Genomic DNA, 12,483 nt, shown 5'->3' with positions numbered 1-12,483 from the left:
CGAACTGATATGATCCAGCGCGTGGATCAGTCCTCATCAGGGGTCGCACCCGTCCAATCCGCCCCTGGCGAGGCCGGGCTGCACGCCCGCGTACTCGACCATCTCGGCACCGCCATCTGCGGCGGCGAGGTGCCGGCCGGCTCCGTCCTGAACATCGACGACCTGGTCGACCGGTACGCCGTCTCCCGATCGGTGATCCGCGAGGTGCTGCGGGTGCTCGCGTCGATGGGGTTCGTCGAGACCCGGCGCCGGGTCGGGGTGCTGATCCGGCCCGCCGCGGCGTGGAATGTCTTCGATCCGCAGGTGATCCGCTGGCGGCTCGCCTCCGCCGGACGGATGGCCCAGCTACGCTCCATCACCGAGCTGCGGACCGCGGTCGAGCCGCACGCCGCCTGGCTGGCCGCCGGCCGGATCGGCCACGACGAGGCCAGCGAGCTGGTCGGGCTGGCAGCCAGGATGTGGGCCGCCGGGCAGGCCGGCGACGAGGACCGTTTCCTCAGCCTGGACATCGAGTTCCACCGGCGGGTGCTCGCCGGCTCCGGGAACGAGATGTTCGGCAAGCTGCAGGAGCTGGTCGCCGAGGTGCTGACCGGCCGGCACCACTACCGCCTGATGCCGCACCACCCGCACCAGGAGGCATTGCAACTGCACGCCGACGTGGCGCAGGCGATCCAGCGCCGCGACGGCGACCGGGCCCGCGCCGCCATGGTGCGGATCATGGAGCAGGCGTTCGACGAGATGAAGTCGATGTGGGAGCAGACCGGGGACGGCTGACCGGCTACAGGTAGCTGGGTCCGGGGTGGTCGGCCAGCTGGGCGACGAGGCCGGCGCAGGAGACGGCGTCGCTGGGATACAGGACGGTGGACCCGTGCACGGCGCGCACCGCGGCGAGGTCCTCCAGCCCCATCTGGGAGGGACCGTCCGGCCCGATCTCCACCCCGGCGTGCGAGCCGGCCAGCGCCATGTCGGCCCGGGAGATGGCGGCCATGCGGACGAAGTCGTAGGCTCGCTGATCGCGCCGACGCGGGCGGTCGCCTGGCCCGGACCCCTTCCGCTGACCGCCCTGGGCCCCACCGTCGTGAGACAGGCCAGGTTTTGTCCGGTAACTAGTGATTTGCAAGCCGGGCCGACCGGGTCCGCCGGCGCAGCCGGGCGGCGAGCGGCACACCGGCCACCGCCAGGTACGGGATCGCGGCGGCCACGAACGCCCACCGGTGCCCGCCCGCCGTCGCGACCACCGCGTAGCCGGCGTACACGGCCATCAGGGTCAGGTCGGTGGCCATCCCGGCCAGCGAGGTGACGGTGGCCCGGCTCGGCCCGGTGATCCGGCTCTGTAGGCGCGCGTCGGCCAGCACGGTGGCCAACTGGAACCCGCCGAGGGCCGCCGCGACCAGGACCAGCCCGGCCGGGTGGCCGGCGCCGGCGCCCAGCGCGAGGGCCACCGCCGAGGCGGCCAGCAGGGCCGCGTTGCCGGCCGCGCCGAGCCGCTCCCCCAGCGGGGCGAGCAGCCCGCCCACCGTGACACCGGCCAGGACCAGCGCGACCAGCGCCGGCACCGCCGCCGCCGGCACGCCGGTCTCCCGGATCAGCAGCGGGACGAACTCGTCGAGCGCACCCCAGACCGCGGCGACGACGGCGACGAGCACCACGGCCGCCCGTACGGCGCCGTCGGCGCGGGCCTCGGCGAGGCCGGCCCGCAGGCTGGCCGCCCAGCCCAGCTCCGGCCCCTCGTCGGCCGGGTCACCACCGTCGGCCCTGTCAGCACTGTCGCCAGCGTCGGCCGGGTCACCGGCGTCGGCCGGCGAGCGGCGGTGCTCCGGGAAACGCCCGGCGGCCAGCGAGGCGAGCAGGCAGACCAGCACGCTGGCCACGCCGACGGCCGGGTAGCCGCCGAGGGCCAGCACCGGCCCGGCCAGCGCCGCGGCGACCAGCGCGCCGACCACCCCGGCGGTCCGCGCCCGGCCCATGGTGCGGGCGTACCGGCCGGCCGCGCCGAGCCGGTCGAGTTCGGTGTAGACCAGCGCCTCCAACGAACCCGAACTCAGCGCGCCGCCGGCGCCCCAGAGCACGAAGCCGACGGCGAACGCCGGGTACGACGGGAGGAACACCCAGATGGCGAAGGCCGCCCCGGCCAGCAGCGGGGCGAACCGGAGCAGCAGCCGGCGGGAGACCGCGTCGGCCAGCGCCCCGGAGGGCACCTCCATCGCGATGCTGGTGGCCGACCAGAGCACGAAGAGCGAGGAGATCTGCCCGACGGAGAGCCCGGTGTCGCTGAACAGCAGGGGGTAGAGCGGGTAGAGCAGGACGACGTCGGTGAGGAACGTGTAGCCGTAGAGGGTGAGCGCCAGGCGGCGGACGCGGGTGTCGGGCACCCGCGCGGAAACGACGGTCATGAGGCCTTCCAGGGGACGGGAGCGGACGCCGGCAGGATGCGGCGACCGCGGCGGCCCGCGGTTACGACCTCTGGTCAGGAATCAACATCGCCAGGTCATGGTGGCGATGGTAGTCGCCCCGCCGGCTCGGCGGGGCCCCGTAAAACACCGCCGGCGGGTACGGGACCGTGGTCCCGTCCCCGCCGGCGGCGGATGGTCAGCGGCGGAACTCGTCGGGATTCTGCTGCTGCGGGATGACCATGGTGGCCTCGACGTCGTCGCCGGACGGCTGCCGCGGCACCGTCGGCTGGGCCGGCGCGGCCGGCTCGACGGCCGAGGTGGGCTGGGTCCGGTCCGGGTCGTACGAGCCGACCGGCTGGGTCAGCTCGGCCTCGTCCGGCCGGGACACCACCTGGGTGCGCTCGGCGGCGTCGAAACCGTCCGCCGGCTGGGCAGCGGCGACCTCGGGCCCGGCCGCCGGCTGGGCAGCGGCCGGGTCGTACCCGGCCACCGGCTGGGTGGCGGCCGCGTCGTACCCGGCCACCGGCTGGGTGGCGGCGGCGTCGTCGGTGGTGGCCGGCGCGGCGACCCGGGACGCGACGTCGCGCCGCTCGGCCTGGTACGCGCGGGCGTGCGTGGCGATCGTCCGCGACTCCTGCTCGGCGCGGCTGAGCCAGGACTCCCAGCGGCTCTGCATCGGCCGGACCAGCCCGCCGCCGACCCCGACCACGAGGATGCCACCGACGGTGGCCAGCACCGCGATCAGCACCGGCGTGGTCACCGCGGTGGCGACGCCGATCTGGTTGAGGGCGGCGATGACGCCCAGACCGAGGATGAACACCGAGGCGATGGTGGCCAGCACCCGGCCGTACGACAGGCCACCGAGGGCGCTGCCGATGATGTCCTTGACGGCCTTGGCGATCGCCGCAGCGACCACGATGATGACGATCGCGACGAAGGCGCGCGGCAGCCAGGCGATGACGCCCGCGATCAGGTCGGAGACCGGGTTGGGTCCCCAGATGCCGAAGGCGAGCTGCAGGGTCACCAGCAGCACCGCGTAGAAGGCGAGCTGGGCGACCAGGTCGCTGGCGTCGTACCGGGAGCGGGCCAGGGAGGCCTTGATGCCGCCGCGCTCCACCGCCCGGTCGAAGTGGATCCGCTCGAGGAGCTTGTCCACGATCTTCCGCACCGCCTTGGCGACGAACCAGCCGACCACCAGGATCGCCACGAACGCGAGCGCCTTGGGCAGAAAGAGCATCACCGCGCGGAACGCGTCACCCACCGCGTCGCCGAACCTGTCATTCATATGGGTCCTCCACAACACCGTCGTCAGTGTGAACCGCCCCGAGCTACCCCACCCGGTCGATCCGGAAACGCCGGACGGCCGGCGGCTCAGATGGCCGTCGCCCCGGACACCTTCCAGTCCCCGCCCTCCGGCACCAGCACCAGCACCACCCGGTTCTGGTCGACCTTCTCCCCCGCCGTGCTGACGTTGCGCCGGTACTGGTTGAGGTACACCAGCAGTTCCACCCGATCGGCGGCGGCGGTGACCACCCCCGTCGAGGAGACCTCCGCCAGCACCACGGCCTGCTGCTTCGTCGCCGTCTGCCGCAGCGCCCCGGTGGTCTGCGCGTACTCGGCGGCGAAGTCGCCCGTGGTGAAGGTCCGTCCGTTGGCGACGCTGTCGTCGAAGGTGCGGTAGTCGTACGAGAAGATGGCCTTGGCGGCGGCCGGCGCGGTGGCCAGGGCCTGCCGGACGGCGGTGTCCCGCTGCGCGGCGCGGTGGTCGTCCCACCAGGCGACACCTGCGACGGTCGCCGCGAGGACGATCGCGACGACGAGGGACGGGACGAGCCGGGGCCGGCCGGGCCGCCAGCGGGAAATTGCGGCGAGGGTACGCATCGATCCTCCTGGTGTCATCCGACGAACTGCAGCCGGGAGACGAGCCACTGGCCGGAGTCCTGGTCCCGCACCATGTCGACCTGGATCCGGTAGTGCGACGGCCGCCCCTTGGGCGCCTTGACGTTCTTGACGGTGGCGTCGACCGCCACCAGCACCACGGCACGGTCCCGGTCACCGGAGACCAGGCCGGCGCGCAGCACCGACCCTCGGGACTCGACCTTGTTCTCCACCACTGCCGTGCGGACCTGGGACCGGCCCCGGGTGAATTCCTCCTTGAAGTCACCGGTGGCGCCGGTGGAGATGCGCTGCAGGTCCCGGTCGACGCTGGCCGAGCTGACCGAGATGAAGTTGACGCTGGCCTGCTTGGCGGCGGCCATCGCCTGCTGCCGGGCCTGCTCGATCGCCCGGTCGGCGTACCAGCGGTGGCCGTGGACGCCGGTCGCGGCGAGGGCGGCGGCGAGCACCGCCACGAGCAGCCCGACCAGGATCCGCCGCCGGCCCCCGGACGCCGGCTCGGCCGGTGGCATCGGTTCGGCGGTGCCCATCCGCTTCCCCGCCGACGATCCGGCGGTCGCGTCCGGCCCGTCCACCGCCGGGTCGGCGGTGCCGTCCTCCCTCGCCGAGGGGCCGACGGCATCGGTCGGGCCCTCCACCGCCGCCGGGTCGTCGACGGGTGCCGGCTCGTCCGCCCACATCGGGTCGTCCACCGGGTCGTCGACCGCCCGGCGAAGGTCCGCCCGGCCACGCTGCGCGGCCCCCGTCGTGTCCCGGGCGACGGCCCCGTCCGGGCCGTGGGTCGGGTCGACGGCCGGTTCCTCGTCCAGCCGTTCCAGCAGGTTCTCGATGTCCCCGGGCCGGCCCGGCCGGGCCATGCCCCGACGCGGTGCCGGGATGCCGGCCTTGGCTCCCTTGATCACCTTCAACGCCCGGTGCTTGCGCGCCTGCACGGGTCCTCCCTCTCCGTCGCCGGTCACGGGGTCACCCCGGCCAGCAGCAGTTGCTTCCACGACTGCTCTCCCGCCACCGCGTACTGGCCGCCGCTGCCGCCGAACTGCAACGGCCGGCCGTCCGAGCCGACCACCAGGCCGGTCGCCGGGTCGTACCCGCCCTCGGCGGCCCCGGTGGGCGGCCCGGGTGCGGGCGGCGGCGCGGGGTCCCGCCCGCCCGGCCGGGGCGCGTTCGCCTCGCCACGTACGCTGGCGCCGGCCGCCCGGTCCCGGGCCCCGCACCGGGTGCTCCCACCCTGGTAGACGCAGGCGGGCGGGTCGTCGACGTTGACCACGAGGCCGAGGTGGGCGGTGCCGTCGCCCGGGGTGACGGTGAACCCGCCGGCCACCGCGATCGGGTAGACGACGAGGGCCTGCTCGATGCCGGGCAGCCGCCGGGCGGCGATGCCGTTGACGGTCACCAGGTTGCCCAGCAGGGTGCCGATCGTCGGTTCCAGTCCGCGCAGCAGCGCGGCCAGTTCCCGCCCGGCCGGCGGGCCGTTGGCGAGCAGCCGGCGCAGATCCGGGTCGGCCTCGCGCACGGTGGCGGCGAGCGCGGCCAGGCCGGCCGCCCAGCGGCGCAGCGCTCGCGCCGACTCGGCCTGGGTGGTGAGCACGGTACGCCCGTCCCGGATCAGCGCGAGCGTCTCCGGCAGCCGGGCGTCGGCCTCGGTCAGCAGCGCGTCGCCCGAGTCCAGGATCCGGGCCAGGGCGGTCTCGTTGCCCTCGAACGCGGTGCCCAGCTCGGTGATCAGCACGTTGAGGTCGTCCGCGTCGAGGGAGCGGACCAGCGCGTCGAGGTGAGTCAGCAACGCCTCCGGGGGGAGCGGGACGCCGGTGCGGTCGGCCGGGATCACCGCGCCGTCACCGAGGTACGGCCCGCCGTCGCGCTCGGGCCGCAGGTCGACGTACTGCTCGCCGACCGCGGACCGCTGGGTCACCACCGCGCGCAGGTCCCGCGGCACCGGTACGCCCCGACGCAGGCGCAGCTCGGCGCGGACCCCACCGGCGCGCAACCCGACCGCGGTGACCCGGCCGATCGGCACACCCCGGTAGGTGACCGGGGCGTTGGCGAAGATCCCGCCGGCGCGGGCGAGGTCGAGGTGCACCACGTAGACCCCGCCGAGCAGCCGCTCACCGAGGCCCACGTAGCGGATCCCGACGTAGCCGACACCGAGGACGCTGACCAGCACGAACGCCAGCACTTGCAGTTTGGCCACCCGTCCGATCACGGCCGTCCCCCGCCCAACAGGTCGGTCAGGCCACCCGTCTGCCCGGTCACCGCGCCGGTCACCGGCAGCACGCACGGCGCGGTCATGACCGTGTCGCGCGGCAGTTCGGTGCCGGCCGGGAAGGCGGTGCCCGCCGGCACCACCCCGGTGGGCAGGATCAGCCCGCCGACGGGCACCGGCGAGCCGGGCTTGAGCAGGGCGCAGTCCGCCGGCAGTTGGCACTCCTCCGGTGGGGTCCACTTCGCCGGGAAGTCCTTCGGATCCGGCAGGCAGCTCAGGCCCGGCAGATCCGGCAACTGCGGCAGCTGCGGCAGCTGGGGCGGGCCGGTGCTCGGGGCGGGGGTCGGGGCGCCGGTCGCGGGCGGCCGGGACGGCTTCGGCGTCCTCGGCCGGTCGGGCACCTCCGGCGGGGCGGCCGGACGGGCCGGTGCGGGTGCGGCGGCGACCAGGTTCGCCAGGATGGTGGCCGCGTCCAGGTCGGCGGTGACGGAGAGGTTGACGAAGTCGCCGACGATCGCGCCGGTCACGTTGGGCGGGAACGGGTACGACAGCATGAAGTCCAGCGACTTCGGCAGGTCGTCGCCCGCCTTGACCAGCTGGGTCAGGATCGGTTGCAACGCCTTGACGCTGGCCAGGGTGTCGTCCCGGCTGCGCTCGACCACCCGGGTGCCGACCCGGCCCAGGTCACCGAGGGCGGTCAGCGCGGCGGTGAGCTGCTCACGCTGGCCGGCGAGCACGGTCAGGCCCGGGGCGAGGGCGTCCACCGCGTCGCCGAGCACCTGCCGCTGCCTTGCCAGCCGCTCGCTGAGCCGGTCCAGCGCCTCGATCGCCCGGATCAGGTCGGCCTTCTGCCGGTCGAGGCCGCCGATGAAGGTGTCGAGCTGGCGCAGCGCGTCCCGGACACCGGCCTCCCGACCCGCCAGCGCCGCGCCGAGTTCCCGGTTGATGGTCCGCAGCTGGGCCAGCCCACCGCCGTTGAGCAGCAGCGCGAGGGCGGCGAGCACCTCCTCCACCTCGGCGCCCCGGTCGGTGCGCGACACCGGGATCACGTCGCCGTCGGCGAGCCGCCCGGTCGCCCCGGCCGGGGGCGGTGCCACGGTCACGTACTTCTCGCCGAGCAGGCTGCTCTGCCGGACGGCGGCGGTCGCGTTGGCGGGCAACCGCACGTCACGGCCGAGGCGCAGGGTGACCCGGGCGGTCCAACCGGCGAGGGAGATCCGCTGCACGCTGCCCACGGTCACGTCGTCGACCTTGACGGCGGCCTGCGGCACCAGGTCGAGCACGTCGGAGAACTCGGCGGTCACCACATACCCGTCCCCCTTCGGCGCGCCGCCGGGCAGCGGCAGCTCGGCCAGGTCCGGCAGGCCGCAGCCGGTGGGCAGCAGCGCCAGGACGACCGCGGCGGCCAGCGCCCGCAGCCGCCCGGCGGTCACGAGACACCCCGCAGGATGCCGCCCAGGGTGGGGTCGGCGGTGGTGGTGGGGCCGCCCGGCACCCCGTCGGACACCGGCTCACCGGGAGAGCTGATTCGAGGATTACCCGGTGGTGCCGTGCCGGTCGCCGGGGTGCCGGGCGGCAGCTTGAGCAGCTTGCGTAGCTGGTCGGTCAGGGGCAGGCCGCACTGCCGCAGCGTTTGCGCCAGCGCGGTGCAGGTGGCGGGCACCTGGGCGAGTGCCTGGTCGACCAGCAGCGAGCAGACGAAGCTCGCCGGGTCGTACGGGCCCATCGCGTTGTCCCGGGTGTCCAGGGTGCCGGAGCGCGGGTTGTAGGCCAGGGCGAGGTTGTTCAGGGCCAGCGGCGCCACGTCCAGGATGTCGATGATCGCCTGCTGTTGCCGGACGAGGACGCTGGTGACGTCGGCCAGCGCGGCGACGTTCGACGTCAGCGCCGCGCGGTTCTGCCTGACGAAGCTGGTGACGTCGGCCAGCGCGGTGGCGAGGTGGCGCAGCGCGGCGGCCAGCTCGTCGCGTTCGGCGGCGAGCTGCTCGGCGACGTCGGCGAGGCGCTGGTTGAAGGCGCGTACCTGCTGGTCGCTGCGGGCCAGCGCGGTGGTGAACCGTTGCAGGTTGGCGACCGAGCCGAACAGGTCCTGCCGGCCGTCGGCGAGGGTGGTCAACGCCCGGGAGAGCCCGTCGAGGGTGTCGTGCAGCGCCTGCCCGTTGCCCTCCAGGTTGGCCCGACCGGTGGCGACCAGGTCGGACAGGGCGCCGTCGCGGTTGGTGCCCGCGGGGCCGAGCATCCGGTTGAACTCGTCGAGCGCCTGGTAGATGTCGTCGATCTCCATCGGAGCGGCGGTCCGCCCCACCGGGATCTCCGCGCCGTCGGGCAGGACGGCGCCGCCGGCGTACGCGGGTGCGAGCTGCACGTACCGGTCGCTGACCACACTGGGCGGGATGATCAGCGCCTGCGCGCCGGCGGGGAGGTCGATGCCGGGGTCGTAACTCAGGACCACCCGCACGGCCCGACCCTGCGGGACCACCTCGACCACCTCACCGACCCGGACGCCGAGCACCCGCACGTCCGAGCCGGGGTACACCCCGACGGCGCGGGTGAAGTAGGCGACCACCCGCCGGGGTGGGGTGCCGTCGCGCAGCACGACCACGCCGGCGACGACGGCGAGCAGCAGGACGGTGGCGGCGGCGACCGGACGACGCCAGCGGTGGACCGGACCGGGCATCAGCGGCCTCCCGTGGTGGGCACGTAGGGCTGGAGCAGCCCCTGCACGTACGAGTCGAACCAGCGGCCGTTGCCGACCACGTTGGCGAAGGCGGTCACGAAGGGCGCCATCCGTTGCACGGTCCGCTCCAGGTCGTCGCGGTTGCGTTGCAGGATGGCGACGACCTCCCGCAACTGCCGCAGCGCCGGTTCGAGCTGGGCGCGGTTGTCGGCGACCAGCCCGGACAGCTGGGTGGAGAGCTCGGCGGTGCCGACCAGCAGGCGGTGGATGGCGTCCCGGCGGCGGATCACCTCGGCCAGCAGCCGCTCGCCGTCGGCGACCAGCTTGCGGAACTCCTCGTCGCGGTCGGCGAGGACCTTGGTGACGTCGCGGGCGCGGGCGAGCAGGGCCCGCAGCTCCGCGTCCCGGTCGGCGACGGTACGGGACAGCCGGGACAGTCCGACCAGCGAGGTGTTGACGCTGCCGGGGGTGTCGGCGAACGTCTCGGACAACGTGTCGAACGCGGCGGCGAGCTGCGCGGTGTCCACCTTGTCGAGGGTGCCGGCGAGCCCGCTGACCGCCTGCACGACGTCGAACGGCGCGGCAGTGCGGGACAGCGGGATCTGCCCGCCCTCGGGCAGCCGGCCGGGCCCGGCCGGGGCCAGCGCCAGGTACTTCTGCCCCAGCACCGTCTTGATCCGGATGGTCGCGCCGGTGTCGCCACCGAGGCGTACGCCGTCGTCGTCGACCCGGAACCGGACCCGCACGTACGGTCGGGCGTCCCGGGCCAGCTCCACGGCGGTCACCTTGCCCACCCGGACGCCGGCCACCCGCACCTCGTTGCCGACGGCCAGGCCGCTGGCGTCGGTGAAGGCCGCCCGATACGACCGGCTGGTCAGGGCGGCCACCCGGTCGAGCTGGAACGCGCCGAGCAGGGCGGCGACGAGCACCGTCAGGCTGACCGCGCCGACGACGACGGGGTTGCGTTCCCGGAACGGTTTCACTGGACGCCTCCGGTGGCGCAGCGGGCGGCCGGAGCGCTGAAGCCCGCCGGTTGCAGGGGTGCCCGACCGGCGACCGCCACCCGGCCGTCGAAGTCGCAGAGGTAGAAGTTGAACCAGGAGCCGTAGGAGGCGACCCGGGTGAGCTGCTGGTAGCGGTCGGGCAGCCGGCCGAGGGTGCCGTCGATGACAGCCGCGTTGCGGTTCAGCGTTCCGGCCAGCTCGCCCAGTTCGCGCACGTCCGCGGCCAGCGGTGGCCGGACGTCGGCGAGCAGCGAGGAGGTGGCGTCGGTGAGCTCGCCGATGCTGACCAGGGACTCGCCGATGGCGGTGCGGTCGGCGGCCAGGCCGGAGACGAGCTGTTGCAGCTGGGCGATGCTCTGGTCGAGGTTGCGGTCCCGCTCGGCGAGGGTGCCCAGGACGTGGTTGAGGTTGGTGATGACCCGACCGATCACCGCGTCCCGGTCGGCCAGGGTGTTGGTCAGCGAAGCGGTGTGCCGCAGCAGGCCGGCCACCGTGCCGCCCTCTCCCTGCAGCACCTGGATGATCTCGTAGGCGAGCTTGTTGACGTCGTCGGGGCTGAGTGCGGTGAACAGCGGCCGGAAGCCGTTGAACAGCACGGTCAGGTCGAGCGCGGGTGCGGTCTGGGCCAGCGGGACGAGACCGCCGGGGCGTAGCGGCCGGCCGTCGCCGGGGCCCTCGCTCAACGCCACGTACCGCTGGCCGACCAGGTTGCGGTAGCGGATCTTCGCGCGGACGCTGGTGGCGACCGGCACGTCGTCGGTGACGGTGAAGGCCACCTCGGCGACGCGGTCGTCGACGACGCTGATCCGGCTGACCCGGCCCACCTTCACGCCGGCCACCCGCACGTCGTCGCCGGGCAGCAGGCCGGTGACGTCGGTGAACCGGGCGCGGTAGCTGACCCCGCCGGCCGGGAACGCGCCCAGGGTCTGCGCGAGCAGCGCGGTCAGCAGCAGGGTCACCGCGGCGAAGAACGCCAGTTTCACCAGCGGGCCCGTCGTCCGGACGGTCATCGGGTGTTCACCACCCCGCCGCGCAGCAGCGGCCCCCAGAGCAGGACCGCGATGTCGGGCACCTCGGCCGGCGGTGTCCCGGTCACCGCGCCGACGAGCGGCTTGACCAGGGCGCGCTCCTCGCCGGTGCCGGCCTGGCCCATCGCCGGTGAGCCGGCCACCGGTCCCGCCGGGCGGGCGGCGGAGGGTCCCGGTACGCCGACCGGCAGCGGGGATCGCGGCCGGTCGCCGCCGTAGTCGTAGCCGTCGTGCACCGGCACCTCGGGGGCCGGCTGGTGCGGGTCGGGCAGGCCGCGGCAGTGGGGGCCGTTGTGCGCGCCGTAGACCGGTTCGTCGCGTCCCCGCTGGTATTTGCCGCCGTCGCGGGTGACCTCCAGGGTGATGTGCATCCGGCCGCCGGCGAAGACCTCCTCGACGCGGGGTTGCAGGTCGACCAGGCCGCTCATCAGGCACGGGTACTCGGGGGCGTAGCTGGCCAGCAGTTCCAGCACCGGTCGGCTGACCGCGCCGAGCCGGATCAGCTGGTCGTCGTGCCGGTCGAGGAAGTCCCGGGTGACATCGGCGGTGTCGGTGGTCTCGGCGAGGAACGCCGCGAGCTGCCCCCGCTGGTCGGTGACGGTACGGGCGGTGACGGTGACATCGCGCAGCAGGGCGAGCAGGTCGGGCAGGGCGGCATGGTAGCTGTCCAGCACGACGGCGAGCTTGCGGACGTCCTCGGCGATCGTGGGCAGCTCCGGGTTGACCTGCTTGAGGTAGTCGTCGAGGCGGACGATGTTCGCGCCGATCCGCTCGCCCCGCCCCTCCAGGGCGGTGGACAGCGCGCCGAGGGTGGCGGCGAGCTGGTCGGGGCGGATCGAGGAGAGCAGCGGCAGCGCCTGGTCGAGGACCCGTTCCAGCTCGATCGCCGTGCGGCTGCGGTCCTGGTCGATGACCGCGCCGTCGCGGATCGGCCCGGTGCCGCCGCCGGGGGGCGGGACGAGCTCGACGTACCGCTCGCCGAAGAGCGTCTTGGGCAGCAGGCGGGCCGTGACGTCGGCGGGGATCAGCGCCGTGCTGTCCGGATCCAGGGCCAGCCGCAGGATCGCCCCGGCACCACCGCTGCCCACCGAGCGCACCTCGCCGACGACGACGCCGCGTACCTTGACGTCCGCGCCCGGGCTGAGCTGCAGGCCGGCGCGGGCGGCATGCAGGGTGACCCAGGTGACCGGGGTGAACGCCTTGCGGTACTGCAGCACCGAGCCGGTCAGCGCCGCGACCAGCACGACGATGAAGACGATGCCCAGCATGCGATGTCTCATGA

The 12,483-nt window shown here is 74.4% G+C and carries 11 protein-coding genes and 1 pseudogene; 1 reads left to right on the top strand and 11 read right to left on the bottom strand.

Annotated features, from left to right (window positions below; translation table 11 throughout):
• Nucleotides 1-21 precede the first annotated feature (21 nt).
• Nucleotides 22-774, top strand: a complete 753-nt coding sequence (locus tag K7640_RS24015; RefSeq protein WP_308042665.1) for an FCD domain-containing protein — start codon at nt 22-24, stop codon at nt 772-774.
• A 4-nt stretch (nt 775-778) separates the two neighbouring features.
• Here K7640_RS24015 and K7640_RS24010 read toward each other — a convergent pair whose 3' ends face one another.
• The 11 genes and pseudogenes from K7640_RS24010 to K7640_RS23960 all read right to left on the bottom strand — a co-directional run bounded on the left by K7640_RS24010 (nt 779) and on the right by K7640_RS23960 (nt 12,481).
• A complete protein-coding gene (locus K7640_RS24010; protein WP_308042664.1) occupies nt 779-1,168 on the bottom strand; it encodes a hypothetical protein in 390 nt (129 codons plus the stop codon).
• Nucleotides 1,107-2,393 carry an MFS transporter gene (locus K7640_RS24005; protein WP_222957164.1) on the bottom strand — a complete coding sequence of 429 codons (1,287 nt, stop codon included), beginning with the start codon at nt 2,391-2,393 and terminating at the stop codon, nt 1,107-1,109. The genes K7640_RS24010 and K7640_RS24005 overlap by 62 nt, the downstream gene beginning before the upstream one ends.
• 562 nt (nt 2,394-2,955) lie before the next feature.
• Nucleotides 2,956-3,678: pseudogene (locus tag K7640_RS24000) on the bottom strand (hypothetical protein); the annotation flags it as partial.
• Between the two features lie 86 nt (nt 3,679-3,764).
• Nucleotides 3,765-4,274: a hypothetical protein gene (locus K7640_RS23995; protein WP_222957162.1), complete on the bottom strand. Its 510-nt coding sequence runs from the start codon at nt 4,272-4,274 to the stop codon at nt 3,765-3,767.
• A gap of 14 nt (nt 4,275-4,288) precedes the next feature.
• The gene (locus tag K7640_RS23990) at nt 4,289-5,221 is read right to left on the bottom strand and encodes a hypothetical protein (protein WP_222957161.1); all 933 of its coding nucleotides are present in this window, start codon (nt 5,219-5,221) and stop codon (nt 4,289-4,291) included.
• A 23-nt stretch (nt 5,222-5,244) separates the two neighbouring features.
• Nucleotides 5,245-6,480, bottom strand: coding sequence for an MCE family protein (locus tag K7640_RS23985; protein ID WP_222957160.1), 1,236 nt, complete (start codon nt 6,478-6,480; stop codon nt 5,245-5,247).
• Nucleotides 6,481-6,488: 8 nt separating this feature from the next.
• A complete protein-coding gene (locus K7640_RS23980; protein WP_308042663.1) occupies nt 6,489-7,925 on the bottom strand; it encodes an MCE family protein in 1,437 nt (478 codons plus the stop codon).
• Nucleotides 7,922-9,169, bottom strand: a complete 1,248-nt coding sequence (locus tag K7640_RS23975) for an MCE family protein (RefSeq protein WP_222957159.1) — start codon at nt 9,167-9,169, stop codon at nt 7,922-7,924. The genes K7640_RS23980 and K7640_RS23975 overlap by 4 nt, the downstream gene beginning before the upstream one ends.
• Entirely contained in the window at nt 9,169-10,152 is a 984-nt protein-coding gene (locus K7640_RS23970) for an MCE family protein (protein WP_308042662.1), read from the bottom strand. Before K7640_RS23970 ends, K7640_RS23975 begins: the two co-directional genes overlap by 1 nt.
• The gene (locus tag K7640_RS23965) at nt 10,149-11,183 is read right to left on the bottom strand and encodes an MCE family protein (protein ID WP_222957158.1); all 1,035 of its coding nucleotides are present in this window, start codon (nt 11,181-11,183) and stop codon (nt 10,149-10,151) included. Before K7640_RS23965 ends, K7640_RS23970 begins: the two co-directional genes overlap by 4 nt.
• Entirely contained in the window at nt 11,180-12,481 is a 1,302-nt protein-coding gene (locus K7640_RS23960; RefSeq protein ID WP_222957157.1) for an MCE family protein, read from the bottom strand. The genes K7640_RS23965 and K7640_RS23960 overlap by 4 nt, the downstream gene beginning before the upstream one ends.
• Between the last annotated feature and the right edge of the window lie 2 nt (nt 12,482-12,483).

The organism is Micromonospora sp. PLK6-60, assembly GCF_019890675.1.
GTDB lineage: Bacteria > Actinomycetota > Actinomycetes > Mycobacteriales > Micromonosporaceae > Micromonospora.
This window is presented reverse-complemented; position numbering and strand designations above follow the sequence as displayed.